General features: G+C 71.3%; 16 protein-coding genes. 2 read left to right on the top strand and 14 right to left on the bottom strand.

What is annotated here, in order from left to right; genetic code table 11:
- Window positions 1-162 precede the first annotated feature (162 nt).
- The 5 genes from AB4K12_RS05465 to AB4K12_RS05445 all read right to left on the bottom strand — a co-directional run bounded on the left by AB4K12_RS05465 (window position 163) and on the right by AB4K12_RS05445 (window position 6,292).
- Window positions 163-1,209 (bottom strand): phosphotransferase family protein, encoded by a 1,047-nt coding sequence (locus tag AB4K12_RS05465; RefSeq protein WP_368433105.1) that lies wholly within the window; start codon window positions 1,207-1,209, stop codon window positions 163-165.
- Window positions 1,206-1,889, bottom strand: a complete 684-nt coding sequence (locus tag AB4K12_RS05460; protein ID WP_368433104.1) for a StsF protein — start codon at window positions 1,887-1,889, stop codon at window positions 1,206-1,208. The genes AB4K12_RS05465 and AB4K12_RS05460 overlap by 4 nt, the downstream gene beginning before the upstream one ends.
- Before the next feature lie 58 nt (window positions 1,890-1,947).
- Window positions 1,948-2,598, bottom strand: coding sequence for a class I SAM-dependent methyltransferase (locus AB4K12_RS05455; RefSeq protein WP_368433103.1), 651 nt, complete (start codon window positions 2,596-2,598; stop codon window positions 1,948-1,950).
- A gap of 200 nt (window positions 2,599-2,798) precedes the next feature.
- Window positions 2,799-4,538 carry an ABC transporter ATP-binding protein gene (locus tag AB4K12_RS05450; protein ID WP_368433102.1) on the bottom strand — a complete coding sequence of 580 codons (1,740 nt, stop codon included), beginning with the start codon at window positions 4,536-4,538 and terminating at the stop codon, window positions 2,799-2,801.
- Window positions 4,535-6,292, bottom strand: coding sequence for an ABC transporter transmembrane domain-containing protein (locus tag AB4K12_RS05445; RefSeq protein ID WP_368433101.1), 1,758 nt, complete (start codon window positions 6,290-6,292; stop codon window positions 4,535-4,537). The genes AB4K12_RS05450 and AB4K12_RS05445 overlap by 4 nt, the downstream gene beginning before the upstream one ends.
- Window positions 6,293-6,464: 172 nt before the next feature.
- On the opposite strand from AB4K12_RS05445, the gene rfbC reads away from it, so the two are divergent.
- The gene (gene rfbC / locus AB4K12_RS05440) at window positions 6,465-7,013 is read left to right on the top strand and encodes a dTDP-4-dehydrorhamnose 3,5-epimerase (protein WP_368433100.1); all 549 of its coding nucleotides are present in this window, start codon (window positions 6,465-6,467) and stop codon (window positions 7,011-7,013) included.
- Window positions 7,010-8,296: an NAD(P)H-dependent oxidoreductase gene (locus AB4K12_RS05435; protein WP_368433099.1), complete on the top strand. Its 1,287-nt coding sequence runs from the start codon at window positions 7,010-7,012 to the stop codon at window positions 8,294-8,296. The genes rfbC and AB4K12_RS05435 overlap by 4 nt, the downstream gene beginning before the upstream one ends.
- Window positions 8,297-8,328: 32 nt before the next feature.
- On the opposite strand, the gene AB4K12_RS05430 is transcribed toward AB4K12_RS05435, so the two are convergent.
- The 9 genes from AB4K12_RS05430 to AB4K12_RS05390 all read right to left on the bottom strand — a co-directional run bounded on the left by AB4K12_RS05430 (window position 8,329) and on the right by AB4K12_RS05390 (window position 17,296).
- Window positions 8,329-9,123: a glucose-1-phosphate cytidylyltransferase gene (locus AB4K12_RS05430; protein ID WP_368433098.1), complete on the bottom strand. Its 795-nt coding sequence runs from the start codon at window positions 9,121-9,123 to the stop codon at window positions 8,329-8,331.
- A gap of 25 nt (window positions 9,124-9,148) precedes the next feature.
- Complete coding sequence (locus tag AB4K12_RS05425) at window positions 9,149-10,174, bottom strand: NAD-dependent epimerase/dehydratase family protein (RefSeq protein WP_368433097.1); 1,026 nt, start codon at window positions 10,172-10,174, stop codon at window positions 9,149-9,151.
- 15 nt (window positions 10,175-10,189) lie between these two features.
- Window positions 10,190-11,371, bottom strand: a complete 1,182-nt coding sequence (locus AB4K12_RS05420) for a dTDP-dihydrostreptose--streptidine-6-phosphate dihydrostreptosyltransferase (protein WP_368433096.1) — start codon at window positions 11,369-11,371, stop codon at window positions 10,190-10,192.
- Window positions 11,372-11,487: 116 nt separating this feature from the next.
- On the bottom strand, window positions 11,488-12,087 hold the full coding sequence (locus tag AB4K12_RS05415) for a streptomycin biosynthesis protein StrG (RefSeq protein WP_368433095.1): 600 nt from the start codon (window positions 12,085-12,087) through the stop codon (window positions 11,488-11,490).
- 9 nt (window positions 12,088-12,096) lie between these two features.
- Window positions 12,097-12,942: a glycosyltransferase gene (locus AB4K12_RS05410; RefSeq protein ID WP_368433094.1), complete on the bottom strand. Its 846-nt coding sequence runs from the start codon at window positions 12,940-12,942 to the stop codon at window positions 12,097-12,099.
- An 86-nt stretch (window positions 12,943-13,028) separates the two neighbouring features.
- Window positions 13,029-14,075 (bottom strand): inosamine-phosphate amidinotransferase 1, encoded by a 1,047-nt coding sequence (locus AB4K12_RS05405; protein ID WP_368433093.1) that lies wholly within the window; start codon window positions 14,073-14,075, stop codon window positions 13,029-13,031.
- An 83-nt stretch (window positions 14,076-14,158) separates the two neighbouring features.
- Window positions 14,159-15,085, bottom strand: a complete 927-nt coding sequence (locus tag AB4K12_RS05400; RefSeq protein ID WP_368433092.1) for an aminoglycoside phosphotransferase family protein — start codon at window positions 15,083-15,085, stop codon at window positions 14,159-14,161.
- Window positions 15,086-15,158: 73 nt separating this feature from the next.
- Window positions 15,159-16,121 carry an aldo/keto reductase gene (locus AB4K12_RS05395; RefSeq protein ID WP_368433091.1) on the bottom strand — a complete coding sequence of 321 codons (963 nt, stop codon included), beginning with the start codon at window positions 16,119-16,121 and terminating at the stop codon, window positions 15,159-15,161.
- Window positions 16,122-16,159: 38 nt separating this feature from the next.
- Window positions 16,160-17,296: a DegT/DnrJ/EryC1/StrS family aminotransferase gene (locus AB4K12_RS05390; RefSeq protein WP_368433090.1), complete on the bottom strand. Its 1,137-nt coding sequence runs from the start codon at window positions 17,294-17,296 to the stop codon at window positions 16,160-16,162.
- Between the last annotated feature and the right edge of the window lie 117 nt (window positions 17,297-17,413).

Here is a 17,413-nt window from a genome sequence, read left to right as displayed (position 1 = left end):
CGACCTCGGCGGTCGCCGCCGCGGTGAAGCAGGCGGCGAGGGCGCTCCGACAGGGCGAATGAGCGGTTGCCGGACCATTCGCCGGCGTTGGTGTCCGGTTCGCACGTGCACGAGCGTGGCCGGCACAACGCCGGGGAGTGCCGCTCGGGTGACTGATCGTCCTCAGAGGTGGCCCAAGGCGTGCAGCAGCGGCGCGTAGTGGCCGCCGTCGGTGCGGGCCCATTCCGCGAGCATCCGGTACGGCTCCCATTCCCGGAACGCTTCCCGGCCGGGCTTGGCCAGCTCCCTCTCCAGGCCCCAGGTCTCCAGCTGGATCGCGTGGCCCAGCAGGAGGTCCACCTCGGCCGCCGTGCGCAGCAGGGGACGGGCGAGGTCGGTCACCGCCTCCTGCAGGCGGTGGCGGCCCGCCGCGTCCGCCCCGGTCGGTGACGTGCCGGGCTCCGGTGGCGCGTAGGCGAGCTTGACCAGCTCGTTGAGGTCGAGTTGCGCGGGGGCCAGGACGGCGAACTCGAAGTCCAGCAGCGACACCACCTCGTTTCCGTCCCACAGCGCGTTGACCGGGGAGAGGTCGCCGTGGTTGAGGACGGGCGTGGCGTGCGGCAGCGCGGCCCAGTGCCGGTCGAGCGCCGGGCGCAGGCGGTTCAGCTCGGCGGCGGTGAGCACTCCCGCCGCGCGCAGGCGCAGCAGCCCGGCCTCGGCCTCCCGGGGGGACCGCGCGTAGAAGGGGTTGGAGGGGCGAGCCAGGGGCGCGGCGACGACCGGGTCGACCCGGTGCACCGCCCGGGCCCTGGCCCAGAGCCGGCGGGTGGCCTCGATGCGCTGGTCCCAGGTCAGGGCCGGCCAGGCGTCGTCGAGGCTCGCCGCGGCGATCTCGGCCGTCGCCACCCACTGGAATCCGCGTGTCGTGCCGGTGTCCAGTACCCGGGGGTAGCCGGTCTCCGGGGGAAGCACCGCCGCCAGGCGGACTTCGCGGCGCAGGTCCTCGGAGCCCGAGGCGCCGGCGACGCGCACCGCGATTCCGCCGCCCAACCAGGTGGCGTTCGTCCAGCCGCTCGCGCGGCGGGCGCCCGTGAAGTCCACCCCGTACCGGTGGAAGACCTCGGCCGCCACCGAGGCGTTGCCCCGTACATCCCGTGCATCCCGTGCGTCGTCCTGTGCGTCCTGTGCGTCCTGTGCGCGGGAGACGGCGCCGCGTCCGGTGTCCGTCACGGCTTGGCCATCAGCCGCAGCGAGACGACCAGGCGCAGCGGGTCGGGGCCGCCGGGCAGCCGGAGCAGCGGCGGCACCTCGTGCCACATGCGCGGGCCGAGCAGCCGGGCGTCACCGTCGCGGTCGTACATCGGCTCCAGGTAGCCCCGGCGCAGGATGCGCATCGAGCCGACCGTGTCGTAGCAGAGCGGGAACTGGAGGTTGAACCGGTTGAGGTCGGTGTCGTGCTCGGCGCCGTGGGGGCCGATGTAGTCGCCCTCGCGGTAGGCCAGCAGGAACACCCGCTCGTACCGCAGTTCGCGGCCGGTGATCTCGTTCACCAGCGGGATCAGTTCGTCGGCCGTGTGTTCCGCCCAGTCGAGCAGCCCGTGTTCGCGGAAGACGGTGGTGACCCGTTCGGCGTGCGCCGGGGAGTCGGACTTGGCGTCGATGCGCAGCAGCCGGAAGCCGTAGCCGAGCGTGTCGTTGTCGGCCGTGTGCTCCTGCGCGTCCAGCACGGGCTCGTCGTGCAGTTGCTCGTAGGCCGAGCGGGTTGCCGTGCGCAGTTCGCCGACGTCGGCGATCCGCGGGATCTGTGCGCACCGGTGAGCGGCGTAGTGCGCCCGCAGGCTTTCGACATCGGCGTCCGCGATACGGTGCCGGTTGGTCGATGCCATGAGCCGGGCGGAGTCGGCGGCCAAGGGGCTCCTCCTTCACAGTGTTACGGCCGGGCAGGGGCGGTGAGCCGGGCGGGCGGCTTCAGGCGGTGCCGAGCACGACCAGGCGGCGGCTGCTGACGGTGAACGTGCCGCCGCGCTCGTTCATGACGCGCGCCGCGGAGAATCCGGCGGTGCGGAACCATTCCAGGATCTCCGGCGCGGTGAACATGCGGACGCTGTACCGGGCCCGTTCCACCGTGTCGTTCCGTATGGTGATCTTCTCCGCGTAGTAGCGGCCGGCCTCCGCGTCCAGCTCCTGGATGTCGATGGCCATGTCCTCGCCGCGGCGCAGCACGTCGACGTGCATGTCGTGGTTGGCCAGGACGCTGGGAATATGCCGGTACGGGGAATGCATGTCGAGCAGGAAACGGCCGCCCGGGCGGAGCGCGCGACGATAGCGGCGTAGAATGTCCCGGTCGGTCTCGTCGTCGAAATAGCCGAAGGAACTGTACCAGGACACGGCCGCGTCGAATTCGGCGACGAAGGACATCTCCCTCAGGTCGACATGGCGGTAGTCGACCTGTACGCCCATGCGTGCCGCCTCGTCGGCCGCCATGGCCAGAAAGCGTTCGTCCCGGTCGACACCGACCACGGAATAACCCTGGGAGGCGAGCACGTTGGCATGCCGGCCGTGTCCGCAGGGCGCGTCGAGGAGGGTCATCCCACGATCGAATCCGCCGAGTTCGATCATGCTCGACACTTCCTTGGCACTCAGTTCGGGAGTGAGGTCCGGAAGGTCGAAGTAATCGTAGTCGTCCCCGAAAAGACTGTCCCAATCCACATGCGGATGCCTGGAATTCATATCGCCAGGCTAGGGCCGGAACGTCTTTGTCTGCAATAAGTTCAGCAACCAGTTCCGCATTCAGTTCCGCATTCAGTTCCGCAATGCGTTCAGTCGCCGTGCCAGGCGCGCCACAATGCGGCGTAGGCGCCGTTCGCGGCCAGCAGCTCGTGGTGGCTGCCGAGTTCGCTGACGCGGCCGTTCTCGACTACCGCGATGCGGTCGGCGTCCTGCGCGGTGTGCAGGCGGTGCGCGATGGCGATGACGGTGCGGTCGCTGAGCACCGCGGCCAGCGCGCGTTCGGTGTGCCGGGCGGTCGCCGGGTCCAGCAGGGCGGTCGCCTCGTCGAGCACCACGGTGTGCGGGTCGGCCATCACCAGCCGGGCCAGGGCGACCTGCTGGGCCTGTGCGGCGGTGAGCGGGTGCCCGGCGGAGCCGACGACGGTGTTCAGCCCGTCCGGCAGCGCCGCCGCCCAGTCGGCTGCTCCGACGACGGTCAGCGCGCGCAGGACCCGGTCCTCGGCGGCGGGTCTGGCGAGGGTGACGTTCTCCCGCAGGGTGCCCCGGAAGATGTGGTGCTCCTGGGTGACCAGCGCGATACGGCTCCGCAGCTCCTCGGTGCCCAGGTCGACCAGTCGCACGCCGCCGAGTTCGACCGTGCCGGAGCCCGGCGCGTAGATGCCGGCGAGCAGCTTGCCGAGCGTGGACTTCCCGGAGCCGGACGGCCCCACGACGGCCAGCCGCTCGCCCGGGGCGAGATCCAGGTCGACGCCGTGCAGGATGTCGCGCCCCGGCAGGTAGGAGTAGGTGACCTCGCGGGCGGTGATCTCCTGGCCGTTCGGCCGGGCGCCGGTGGGCTGCCGGTCGGCGGGCAGCTTGCTGACACCCAGGACCCGGGCCAGCGAGGCGAAGCCGATCTGGAGCTCGTCCATCCAGCTCAGCACGTCGTCCAAGGGGAAGATCAGCTGCCGGACGTAGAGGGTGGCCGCGACGACCTGTCCCAGCGTGGCCAGGTCGTGGGCGTGCAACAGCCCGCCGACGGCCAGGGTCGCCACCACGGGGACGACATAGCTGAACTCGACCAGCAGGTACCACGAGCTGCGCAGCCACATGGTGTACCGCTCGGCCTCGTAGGCCTCGCCGAGGTCACGCTCCAGCGCCCGGCGCCGCGCGGACTCGAGCCCCAGCGCCTCGACCGTACGGGCGCCCGGCACCGTCTCGGCGAGGGTGTCGCCCAGCGCCACGTAACCGGCGGCGCGCCGCCGGTAGCTCGCTCCGGAGCGGCGCAGGTACCAGCGGGTGCCGGCCCACAGCAGCGGGATCACCACCAGGCTGGGCAGTGCGGTGAGCGGGCCGGTCAGCATGAGCGCGGCGAAGGTGAACAGGCACGTCATCACCGCGATCAGCGTCTCGGGCGCGGCGTAGCGGACGGTGTTGGTCAGGGCGTCGGTGTCGCGCGAGGCCCGGGTGATCAGGTCGCCGGGCTCGGCGTCCTCCACGGTGGACAGCGGCAGGCCGACGACGCGGTCGACGAAGTCCTCGCGGACCTCGGCGGTGACCTTCTCCCCGAACCGGCAGGAACGCTGCACCGCCCAGTAGGTGAGCGCCGACTGCGACACCAGTGACAGCAGCAGTCCGAGGCCGAGCCCGTTGACCGTGCCGGCGGTGGTGCCGTGGACGACCTCGTCGATGAGGCGGCCGATCAGCCACGGTCCGAGCAGGCCGCAGATCGCCGCCAGTCCGTGCAGCAGGAGCAGCCGGCCGAGGTCGCCGGCATGGCGGCGGGCCAGTGCGCGGCCGTGCTCGCGGACCTCGGCGGCGTCGGCTACGGGCAGGGTGGCCCTGGTCATTCGGTGCTCCCCCGGGAGGCGAGGCTGGTGGACGAGGCGCTGCCGGCCGGGGCCTCGCCGGTTTCGCGCTGGATGACCAGGCGGTAGTCCGCGCCGGCGGCCAGCAGGTCGCGGTGGGTGCCCGTGGCCGCGACGCGGCCGTCGCGCAGGAAGGCGACCTGGTCGGCCCGGTCGAGCAGCAGTGGGCTGGAGCTGATGAGCACGGTGGTGCGTCCGGCGCGCGCGGCGCGCAGGCGCCGCCCGATCGCGTCCTCGGTGTGCGCGTCCACCGCCGAGGTGGGGTCGACCACGACGAGGACGTCCGGGTCGGCCAGCAGGGCCCTGGCCAGGACCAGGCGTTGGCGCTGGCCGCCGGAGAAGCGGCGCCCGTCGGCGGTGATGTGGGTGTCCAGGCCTTCGGGCAGTGCCTCGACGACGTCCTCGGCGACGGCCGCCCGCAGGGCCGCGGCGATCGCGGTGTCGTCCCCGGCTCCGTGCGGGTCGAGGGCGGAGCGCAGGGGTCCGCGGAAGAGCCGGGAGCGGTTGTCCACCACCAGGATGCGGCGGCGGACCTCCTCGGCCGGCAGCCCGGTCAGGGGAAGCCCGCCGTAGGTGACGGGCGCGTCGGCGTAGCCGCCGAGGCGGTCGGCGAGGCGCACCCCGTCGGCGGGCGGCGCGACCACGACGAGGAACGCGCCGGGGGCGACGGTGAGTCCGGAGCGCTCGTCGATCAGCTCCCGCGCGCCGGCGGGCATCGGCTGGGGGTCCGTGCCCTGTGCGGACTCGGTGGGCAGGGCGAGGACGGCGATGGCGCGCCGTGCGGCGACGTGGGCGCGGGCGAACCGGTCGGCGGTCTCGGTGAAGATGCCCAGCGGCTCGACGAGGAAGGCGGCGTAGGCGTAGAAGGCCACCAGCTCGCCGGCGGTCACCGAGCCCGAGAGCGCGGCCCGCGCGCCGATCCAGGTGACCGCGCCGACCAGCAGTCCGGGCAGCAGCACCTGAGCGCCCCTGATCAGGGCCTCGGCTCCGGCGACGCGCTCACCCGCGGCCCGCACCCGCTGGGAGCGCTCGCGGTAGGAGCGGGCGAAGGAGGTCTCCCCTCCGACCCCGCGCAGCACGCGCAGGCCGGCGACCACGTCGGTGAGCCGGGAGGTCAGCTCGCCCTGGAGATCACGGTAGGCCTCCTGGCGGCGGTGCAGCGGCCGCAGGGTATAGCCCATGGTCAGGATGATGGCGGGCAGCGCCACGATCAGGAGCATGCCGAGGGTGGCGGACTGCTCGAGCAGCACCACCGCCACCAGCACCACGGAGACCACGGCTCCCACGGTCCGGCCGACAATGTCGAAGGCGTTGCCGATGGTGGTCATGTCCGAGGTGCCGACGCTCACCAGCTCGCCGTCGTCCACGCGCCGTTCCAGGGACGCGCCGAGCCGGTTGGCGTGCCCGACGACCAGTTGGACGGTGCGGAAGCCGGCCGACAGCGAGATGTACGTGTTGAGCCGCCTGCGGACGGTGCCGGACACCGCCTGCACCACGCCGAGCCCGAGCAGGACGGCCGACCAGGAGAGCACCGCGCGCAGGTCGCCGGGGACGAGACCGTCGTCGATGGCTTCGCGTATGACCACCGGCATCAGCGCCTGGGAGCCCAGCCAGAGCAAGCCGCAGAACGCCGCGGCGCTCAGTGGCCGGACGATGCGGCCCGCGAGCCACAGCAGAAACCGCGTGGCCGACCGAATATCCGGTTTTCCCGGATCCGTGACAGGTAACGGGCGCATTGCGCGAGGATACCGAGCGCGGCGGACGGAGCGTCAACTCACGGATGAGCAGGGCCAGTCCGCCGTTCGACTGCGTACCGTCAGCAGTCGGAACGCAGTCGTTGCCCCGAATCCTGATGCGGCCATAGTCTCGGAATTCCATGACGAATCGATACAAATCAGGGAGTCGCCCATGCTGGTGCACGCAACTCCACTGGAAGGCGCCGCACTGATCGAGCTGAAACGGCTGGAGGACGATCGGGGATTCTTCGCCCGCTCGTTCTGCCGCGAGGAATTCGAGGCGGCCGGGCTCGAGCCCGCGGTCGAGCAGTGCAACGTGTCGTTCAACCATCGCAAGGGAACCCTGCGCGGATTCCATTACCAACTGGCGCCGAGCGCGGAGGCGAAGACGATTCGCTGCATCCGGGGCGCCGTCTACGACGTCATCGTCGACCTGAGGCCGGACTCCCCCACCTATCTGCGGCACTTCGGCGCGGCCCTCACCGCCGAGAACCGGCTGGCCATGCACGTCCCCAGGAACTTCGCGCACGCCTATCTGACGCTGACCGACGGGGCCGAGACGCTGTACCAGGTCTCCGCCGCCCATACGCCGGGCGCCGAACGCGGGCTGCGCTGGGACGATCCGGCACTCGGGGTGGAGTGGCCCGCCCCGGTGGAGGTGGTCTCGGCCAAGGACGCCGGCTGGCCGCTGCTGGCCGCCGCCCCGGCGGACGCCCGATGATCATCGTCGACACCGCCCTGCGCCGGCGCGCGGAGCAGGACCGGCCGATCCGGGTCGGCATGGTGGGCGCCGGCTTCATGGGCCGCGGACTGGCCCGTCACATCATCGGCTCGGTGCCCGGCATGCGGCTGGCCGCGATCGCCAACCGGAGCCTGACGGGCGCCGAGCGCGCCTACACCGAGGCGGGCGTCCGGCCGCTGCGCGCGGAGACGACCGGGCAGATCGAGTCGGCGGTCGCCGCCGGCCGGCCGGTGGTGACCGAGGACGCGTTCGCCCTGCTCTCCGCCGAGGGGATCGACTGCCTGGTCGACGTCACCGGCGCGGTGGAGTTCGGCGCCCGTGTCACCGTCGCCGCCATCGAGCGCGGCCTGCCCGTGGTGACGATGAACGCCGAACTGGACGGCACGGTGGGCCCGTTGCTGGCCCACCGGGCCCGCGCCGCCGGGGTCGTGCTCACCGGCGCGGACGGCGACCAGCCCGCGGTACAGGCCAACCTCCTGCGCTTCGTACGGGGCCTGGGGGTGACGCCCCTGGTGGCGGGCAACGTCAAGGGCCTCCAGGACGAGTACCGCACGCCCGCCACCCAGCGGGGCTTCGCCGAACGCTGGGGCCAGAACGTGCACATGGTCACCAGCTTCGCCGACGGCACGAAGGTCTCCTTCGAGCAGGCGATCGTCGCCAACGCCTTCGGCTTCACCGTGGGCAGGCGCGGGATGTACGGGCGCGACCACACCGGACACGTCGACGAGCTGACCGGGCTCTACGACATCGATGAGCTGCGCGAACTCGGCGGCGTGGTCGACTACGTGGTCGGCGCGCGACCCGGCCCCGGGGTGTACGTACTGGGCACCCACGACGACCCCCGGCAGCGGCACTACCTCGAGCTGTACAAGCTCGGCAAGGGCCCGTTGTACAGCTTCTACACCCCCTACCACCTGTGCCACTTCGAGGTGCCCGGCACCGTCGCCCGCGCGGTGGACTTCGCCGACGCCGCCCTGGCGCCGCCCGCCGGGCCGAAGGTGGACGTGGTCGCCACCGCCAAGCGGGACCTGAGAGCCGGTGCGACGCTCGACGGCCTCGGCGGCTACGACACCTACGGCGTCGCCGAGACCCACGCGGCGACCCGCGCGCGGCGCCTGCTCCCCATGGGGGTCGCCGAGGGCTGTGTGCTCCGCCACGACGTCGCCCGGGACGCCGTGCTCACCTACGACGACGTGGGACTGCCGCCGGGCCGGCTGATCGACGCGCTCCGCGAGGAGCAGGACAAGCTCTTCGGCGTCTGACGGCCCCTCGCGACGGCCGGGCGGCGGGTTCCTCAGCCCCACACCTTCCAGGGCGCGTTCCCCGCCGCCCACAGCCCGTTCAGGTGCTGATAGTCCTTGTAGGTGTCCATGGCGCACCAGAAGTCGTGGTGGGCGTGCAGGGTCAGCTGCTTGTCGCGGGCCAGGCGCTGCAAGGGGTCGCTCTCCAGCCACAGCATCGGGTCGTCGTCCAGGTAGTCGTCGAGGAACTCCCGGCGAAACATGAAGAACCCGCCGGAGACGAAGCCGGTGACCTGCGTGGGCTTCTCGTTGAATTCCAGGACCACATTGTCCTCGACGTCCATCTCGCCGAACTTCGACGTCGGGTGGATTCCGGTGACCGTGCCGATCCGCCCGGCGTCGCGGTGTTCCTTCTCCAACGCGGCCAGGTCGATGTTCCCGACCCCGTCGCCGTAGCCCATCATGAAGTCGTCCGTGTCCACGTAGTGCCGGATGCGGCGCAGCCGGGCGCCGGTCGCGGTCTCCAGGCCGGTCTCGGCGAAGGTGATCTCCCAGTTCTCGTCGGCCCGGTCGTCGTGGAAGCGCAACCGATGCTCGTCGGTGAGCGAGATGGTGAAGTCCGACATCCGTGCGCGGTGGTCCAGGAAGAACTGCTTGATCTCCCAGCCCTTGTACCCCAGGCACAGCACGAACCGGCGGAAGCCGTAGTGGCTGTAGATCTTCATGATGTGCCACAGGATCGGACGGCCGCCGATGTCGACCATGGCCTTGGGCAGCCGCTCGCTGGCCTCCCGGATGCGGGTGCCGTAGCCGCCGCACAGGAGCACCACCGGAATGTCCGGGTTCACTGTCGTCCCCTCCTCAGCAGAATTCTCATCGCCGCACCCGCATGGCCTCGTCCAGGGAGCCCTCCCGCTGTCTGCGCCGCAGCACCGCGAGGCGGGTGAATTCGTTCTCGAAGGCGGTCCGGGTGAGGCCGCGTGCGCCGTATTCCCTACGGAGCTGGGCCGCCCCGTCCGGGATGCTCCAGCGGGCCCGGAAGCCGAGTTCGGTGCGCGCCCGCGTGAAGTCGACCCGGTAGGAGCGCGGGTCGTCGCCGGTCTCGCCGGTGATCTCCACGACGGAGCCGGGCACCGCGGCGGCCGCGGCCTCGGCGATCTGCGCGACGGTCCGGTTGTTCTCCTCGCCACCGATGTTGAACGCCCGTGCCCGGACCACGTCCGCCGGCGCGGCGAGCCCGGCGAGCACCGCGTGGGCGATGTCCTCGGCGTGCACCAGGGGCCGCCAGGGGGTCCCGTCGGAGAGCACGGTGACCCGGCCGGTGAGCAGCGCCCGGCCGACCAGGTTGTTGAGCACGATGTCCGTGCGCATCCGGGGCGAGAAGCCGAAGGCGGTGGCGTTGCGCAGGAAGAAGGGCGTGAAATGACTGTCGGCGAGCTCCACCAGGTCGTCCTCCACGCGGACCTTCGAGACCGCGTAGGGGGTGACGGGCTTCAGCGGCGCGTCCTCGTCGACCGGTTCGTCGCCGGACTGCGCCCCGTACACCGAGCACGTCGAGGCGTAGGCGAACCGGCTCACCCCGGCGTCCTTGGCCAGCCGGGCGAGCCGGGTGGAGGCGTGGTGGTTGATCTCGAAGGTGATGTCGGGGGCCAGCGAGCCGAGAGGGTCGTTGGACAGCGCGGCCAGGTGGACCACGGCGTCGAAGCCGCGCAGCCTGTCCACGGTGACTTCGCGCAGGTCGAGGGCCAGGCCGGGCACGTCCTCGGTCTCCGGCGCGCCCAGCACGCAGGAGGCGAACAGGCCGCTGTCCAGTCCGGTGACCTCGTGCCCGGCGGCGGTCAGGATCGGTGCCATGACGGTGCCCAGGTAGCCCTGGTGGCCGGTCAGCAGTACGCGCATGACGCTCCCCCGCCCTCAGCCCAGCACCGCGTGCCAGCGCGGGTCGGCGACGTCGACGCCGACCGCGGAGAGCTTGCCGCTCAGCTCCTCCCGGAGCCGTGCGAGGTCCGTCTTCGACTGGCGCAGGTTGGCGGCGAGCCGGACGCTGCGGGCCCGGTAGGTCTCGGGCGCGTCCGGCCGGGCGTTGAAGTCCTCCAGCAGCAGCGCGTCGATGTGCGCCGACCACGGCAGCTCGTGGATGCCGGCGGCGATCTCGCTGGGCCGCAGCCGGTGCCAGTAGGAGATGCCGCCCGCGTGCACCATCTGCGGCGCGAAGACCTTGGTACCGGGGAAGCTGTGGAAGTGCGCGATGCGCCAGCCCGCCGCGAGGGCCATGAGCTGGTAGAACATCAGCCCGTCGAAGACGACCCGGATCACGCTGTTCCCGTTGTGCACATGGTGGTGGCGCTCGTGGCTGCGCACCTCGCGGCCGTCGTCGAGCACGTCCAGCAGCCCGCCCTGCGGGAACGGCAGCCGGTGGTCCTCCATCGCCAGCACCTTGGCCAGGGCCGCCTCGTGGTGCGGCTGGATCAGCCGCACCATGGCGCCGTCGATCTCCTTCTCCGGTCCCGGCGGGGTGTAGGAGTAGGCCGCCGGCGAGACGGGGCCGCCGATGGCGCGCTCGATCTCGGGGCGGGCCAGCGGGTTGATCGCCAGGAACGGCGGGGCCGCCAGCGGGATCGGCCCGTAGCTGAGGGGGCCGCTGACGGCCACGCCCGGCTCCAGCCCGTCCGTGCAGCGGGTGAACCAGTCGGCGTCCATCACGAAGCAGTCGCTGTCGACGATGCCGAACGGCCGGTCGAGGTTGCGCAGCAGGAATTCGAAGATCTCGTGGCTGCCGACCCGCTCGTCCATGTCGAAGGCGGGCAGGCCGCTGCTCATGGTGTCCCGTACGGCGATCTCCTCCGGGGTCAGCCCACTGGAGAGGAACGCGCAGTTGAGCTGCGGCGGGACGAATCGCAGGAAGTGCTGGATGACGTGCAGGAGTCCGGAGGAGAAGAAGCAGAACCACACCGGACGGTCGGCCGGGAGACTGGCCACGAATTGCTGGAATCGCTCGTCCAGGGACAACAGGGCCTCGTCGGAATTGCCGTCCGCGGTGGAAAAAGCCGCGGGAATGGCAGTCGAATTCGAAGTCGTCTCCACGCTGGGATTCATGACGACAGGCTATGAAGACCGTATTTTCGTGTCAACGCCCGGCCGGAGGGCGGGTAAACGAAGGAAAGGCGGTACGGCGGGGGAAAGCCGCCGTACCGCCCGTCCCCTCGGCAAGCTCAGGGGATGTCCCAGTACTCACCGAGGAGGAACGGCATCCCGAAGGACACCGACTTCTTTTCGTTGGGGCGGTAACTGGCCCGGGGAATGGTGCGGAAGTCCATGCTCACCCGGCTGATCTCCGTGTCGTTGACGACGTTGCCGTGCCAGGAGTTCGCGCCGTCGAAGACGATGACGTCGCCGTACTCGGCGTGCACCGGCTCGTCGTCGATCCACACGGTGTTGTTGCCGAACGCCCGGGTGAGCGGCACCCAGTAGTTGACCTCGGTGACGTCGTGACCGAAGTCGCGGTCACGGTGCCAGTCGCCGACCGCGACGGAGTTGCGCAGGTGCACCCGGAACGTCGGTACCCGCTGGAGGTAGTGGGTCTCCGCCTTCCGGCCCAGCAGCTCCTGGGCGAGCTTGCGGTAGGCGGGCGAGATGACGTCGAAGTGGTCGTAGAAGCGCTTGTGGTGGTCCGTGCTCTGGTCGGACTCCCGCGTGGCCACCGCATCACTGGCGGCCAGGCCTTCCAGGTCGTCCACCGCGAGGATCTCGCGCACCAGCTCGGCGATCGGGATCTTCTCGACGTCGTAGCTCAGCCGCGTGTACTTCGCCATGTCCTCTCCTCACACCCTCATTCGGCCGCGCAGCCGCCTGCACCGCCGGTACCAGCCGTCCACGAGCTCGTCGATCGCCGGGTCGCCGGACTCCCCGTCGCTCACCTCGTGTCCTCGGCCCGCCGCGCGCAGCACCAGCCGCCGTGCGGCGACCCGTGCCGGGATCGTGGGCACGGCGAGGTCCTCGAGGTGGTTGCCCAGCCGCTCCAGCGGGCTGAGGTCGAAGAACTGGCGCTGCCAGCGCAGCTCGTTGTGGCGCCAGTCCGTCAGGCCATTGAAGCCGCGGCCGGCGTTGTGGTGCATGACGTCCTGCAGGTCCTCGACCACGACGCGCCTGCCGGCGGCGCGCACCAGCGTGGCCAGGATGACGCCGAGCCCCTCGAAGCCGCGGTAGTGGCCCGGCGGGAAGCGCACGTTCTCGATGACCCAGCGGTTCACGCACAGGATCACGTCGTCCACGGCGTGCACCTCGTGCCGTCCGGCGCCATGGTCGTGGACCTTGTCGTAGTCGGCCACCCGCCCGCGCCGGGTCGCCTTCTCGTTCCACCAGGCCAGGGACACGGTGTCGGATCCGCCGAGCGAGCCGAGCATGCCGACGGACTCGTCCTCGAACACCGGGCCCGCCACGTCGACGGGGTTCTTGCGCAGCTCGACGTCGTCGTGGAGCATCACCAGGCCCGTGACGTCGGAGTTGGCGGCGGCCTGGTCGAAGATGGCGTTGTAGGCCTCGAACATCGATCGCTGGTGGCGCATCGTGAACAGCGGGCTGCCGGGCGTCCGGACGCGTTCGATGCCCGGCCGGCAGATGCGGTCGAAGAGATCGGACGGGCCGACGCAAACGCCATAACCAATCACGTTGGACAATCTCCTGTCGCGGTCGGGGAGTTGAAGGGCGGTCCGCGGCGGCACGGGGGCGGCTGCCGCGGACCGGTGGGGCTCGTTCAGAACCGGTAGGTCTCCAGGGAGCCCGAGCGCCGGACGTCCAGGGTGGCGCAGTGGAAACCGCCGCCGAGGGTGCGGGAATGGGTGAGCTGCAGCGGCAGCACGTCCATGCCGTGCTTCTCCAGCAGCTTGATCAGCCCGGTCTGCCGACGGTCGACGACGGCGAGGTCGGGCCGCACCACGAGCAGGTTCATGCCGATCCACACCGAGCAGTGCGGCTTGTCCCCGGTGAAGCCGATGTCCACCAGCTCCGGGCAGGTGATGGTCTGCCAGGAGCGCAGGAAGTCGGGCATGTTCTCGTCGTTGACCCGCGAGGGGTTGATCAGCACCAGGCCCGGCCGCAGCGGCACGATCGTGGAGTCGACATGGGTGGAGGCGTACAGCTTGCGGCAGGCGTGCACGGTGTACCGGTCGCCGACGGCCGACTGCAGCCACTTCGCGCCGAGTTCATTGCCGCTGTCGGAGACCAGGTACAGCAGGTCGGTGCCGAAGCGGAGCACGTTGGCGGCGTCGAAGACCGGCTCCAGGTCGAGCAGCCGCTCTCCGGCGGGCGCCGTCGGGTCGTACATGGCGTCGGTCAGCCGTGGCTTGGGCGCGGAGATCCACCGGCTGCCGCTGGCGAAGTACTCCAGAAGGATGTCCTTGTAGGCCAGCGACTCCAGGAAACGGGCGCGCAGCGCCATCGGCGACTCGATGACCGTCTGTCCGACGGAGAGCAGTCCGTCGCGCGGGCAGTAGTCGTGGAAGCCGTCGGTCTGCCAGTCCGGGGTCGTGATCAGTGCGGAGTTGTCGCGCTCCTGCGGGCGCCGGACCGTTATGCCGAGCCTTTCGAGCTCTTCGCACAGGACGTTCAGCTCCTCCTCGGTCTCCTTGAGCACCCGGTCCGGATACTCGCCGGAGGGGATCCGGTCCTGGCTCTCGTACTCCCCCGCGTATTCCACGGCGAACACGCTGCGGTCGGCCCTGGGCACCCGTGCGCCCTTGACCGTCCCCACGATGATCTCCTCCAGCGGGTCCCATTCGTTGTGCACGCTGACCAGACTCATGACTCTCCTCATTGGCTGTTGGCGTGAAGGGGGAAGAAGAACTCCCGGCCGCGGCCCGCGCGGGCCGCGGCCGGGAGCGCGCGCTAGCGGTTCAGCAGCGCCCGCGCGACGGCGACCTGGGGAGCGACCAGCGCGGTGTGCCCGTCCTCGATGTCCCACAGCGAGTTCTGCAGCACCCGCCCCAGCGTCCAGCCGGCCGCCCGCCCGCGGTCCAGACCGAGCGCGTCGGTCAGCAGGTCGAACCGCCGCCGCACCACCCGCAGGGCGTCACCGGTCGCGGCCACGTGCTCCCACCGGCTGTCCAGCGCGGGCCACAGGTCGAAGCCCGGGTCCCCGGCCAGCGGCTCCGGGTCGATGGCCAGCCACGGCTCGCGCTCCCCGGCGAGGACGTTGCCGTAGTGCAGGTCCCAGTGCAGCATCCGGTCCCCCGGCTCGCCGGCCAGTTCGGCCACCGCCGAGGCGCAGGTCCTCAGCAGCTGCCGGTCGGCGGGGTCGGCCAGCGCCGCCACCGCGGTGGGTACTTGCTCCAGCATCCCGGCGACGATGTCGCCGAGCCCGGGCAACCCCTCCGGTGCGCGGACGGAGACGAGCCGCGCCAGCAGGCCGGCGAGGATGCCCATCGCGACGTCGTCGTCCTCGACGGACTCCAGCGTGCGGGAGGCGTCCAGCCGCTCCAGCAGCATGGTGCTGCTCGCCGGGTCGTGGTCGAGTAACCGCACCGTGCCGTCGCCGTTCCAGGTGCGCAGGCCGATCAGTGCCGCGGCGGTCTCCTCCTTGGGCATCTGGAACTTCAGCGCCGCCCGCGTTCCGTCCCCGCGCAGCACGGGCAGCACCAGCGAGGCCTCGCCGTAGCCGGCCTCGCCGTCCCGCTTCAGCTCCCAGCGCTCCAGGAGTCGCGCGGCCAGAGCGGGCAGCGCGGCAATCCAGTCCCGCCCGGCCTCACCCGCGCTGCGGTGGTACGACGCCGCCAGGGCGTCCGGGACCTCGACGACGTTCTTCGACGTGCTCATGTGCGGAATGTCCTTCTACGGAGTGGATTTTCCCGCCGCAACCTACCGGAAGGCGCCGGGACTCGACGGCATGTCAACGACCGGGAAGCACGCCCTCGCCGCTCTCCAGCCACTCGCGCTCCGGCCCGGTGAGCCGGTACGTCATCGCCGTCAGGGAATCGCGTACCTCTTCCGGCTGCCTGGGCCCGATCAGCGCCACTACCGGGAACGGCTGGGACAGCGTCCAGGCGAGCGCGATCCCCGTGGAGGAGATGCCCTCGCGCCCGGCGAGCTCCCGCGCCCGGCGCAGCCGTGCCGTGTTGGCCTCGCTGTACCAGCTCTCGGCGAGCGGGCCGGTGCGCAGCTCGTCCGGGTTCGCGAGGGCGTGTGCCCCGCGCCCCTGGCTGGCCCACGGGTACAGGCACATGCCCTCCTCGGCGAGCCAGGCCCGCCACTGGGGGGTGTTCGCGCTCACGGTCCCCGGGTAGATGGGCCGCACCATGTCGATGAGGCTGAACTGGTTGCTCACCCCGGCCGGCTCGGGGAGGCCGTGCTCACGGGCGTAGGCGACCGCCTCCTTCACCCGGGTCAGCGACCAGTTCGACATCCCGTACGCGCCGGTCAGGCCGCGCTCGACCAGCTGCGCGAGGACGGTGACGAACTCGCCGACCGGCACCTCGGGGTTGTCCCGGTGCAGCATGTAGAGCGCGGCGTCGTCCCGCCGCATGCGCTCGAGGCTCTCGGCGAGCTGCGCTTCCACCCGGTCCGGCAGGCACTCCGGCGTGTGCGCGCCCTTGGCCAGCACCCGGACGTCCTTTTCGACGCCACGGGACACCGCCCATGCGCCGAAGGTGCGCTCGCAGCAGCCGGGCCCGTACGCGTGCCCGTACAGCCACGCGGTGTCGAAGGCCCTGCCGCCGCCCTCCCAGTAGGCGTCGTAGACGGGGAAGGCCCGCTCGTTCTGGCCGAAGGCGGAGGTGCCGAGCAGCACCGGCGGGCCTTCGGCGGCGGTGGCCGACGAGGCCCCGGAGGAGACGGGGGACGGGGCAGAGGACATGAGCTCTCCTGTTTCTCCTGATGTCGCGGGGAGGGCCGTCACGCGGCGAAGGCCCTGCGGACCTCGTCCGCGATGTGATCGAGGTGCCCCTCCGTCAGGGCCGGGTGCGACGGCAGCGCCAGCAGCTCCTGCGACAGCCGCTCCGCGACCGGGAGCGACACGTCCCGGTGGGCGTCGAAGGCGGGCTGCCGGTGCAGGGGGAACGGATAGCGCAGCAGCACCGGGACGCCGCGGGAGCGCAGCGTCGCCGCGATCTCCGCCGCCGGCGGCCGGCCGTCGCCCGGCACCGCGCGCACCACATACTTCCAGAACGCGTGGACCGTGTTCTCCGGCTCGACCGGCAGCTCGAGCCCCTCGACGCCGGCGAGCCGCTCGGACAGGCGGGCGGCGTTGTTCCTGCGTGCCTCGACCATCGCGCCGAGGCGGGCGTGCTGGGAGAGGCCGACTGCCGCCTGTACCGAGGTGAGCCGGTAGTTGTAGCCGACCTCATGGGCCCAGATGAGCCCGGGGCGGCCCTCGATGGGGCCCTCGCCGTGGCTGCGCAGCCGCCGCACCCGCTCGGCGTAGGCCGGGTTGTTCGTCAGGACGGCGCCGCCCTCACCGCCCGACGTGATCACCTTCTGCTCGAAGAGGCTGACGCACGCCAGATCGCCGAAGCCCCCCACCGGACGCCCGCCGATCTCCGTGCCCAGCGCCTGGGCCATGTCCTCGACCACCGGTACGCCCGCCGCCGCGCCCACGGCGGCCAGGGCCTCCATGTCGGCGGCACAGCCGTTGATGTGGACGACCACGATGGCCTTCGTGCGCTCGGTGATGAGCGACTTCACCGAATCGGGGTCCAGGCAGTGGGTGTCGGGGGTGACATCGGCGAAGACCGGGCGGGCCCCGAGATAGGTGACGGGACTCGCCGAGCCGATGAACGTATGGGTGGGCACGATCACTTCGTCGCCCGGGCCGACGTCGAGGGCGTGCAGCGCCAGGTGGACCGCCGCCGTGCCCGTGGACACCGCGACCGCGTGCCCGACCCCCTGCCCGGCGGCCAGCGCCGACTCGAATTCCTCGACGACGCTGTTCGACAGACCGACGAGGCGGTTGGAGCGCAATGCCGCCACCGCCGCCTCGATGTCGTCGTCCGAGAGCTGGGGCCACCTCGGCAATTCCTGGAAAGAGCTCACGATTTCACACCCTTCGACTCCATGGAGGCCGTGCCGGAAAGACGGAGATCCGCTTCCGCCGGACCATGCTGCGGGGGACGCGGGAATTCTTCAACCGGTGCCCTGTGAAAGGGACAT

The organism is Streptomyces sp. C36 (assembly GCF_040932295.1).
GTDB classification, from domain to species: Bacteria; Actinomycetota; Actinomycetes; order Streptomycetales; family Streptomycetaceae; genus Streptomyces; species Streptomyces triculaminicus.
This window is presented reverse-complemented; position numbering and strand designations above follow the sequence as displayed.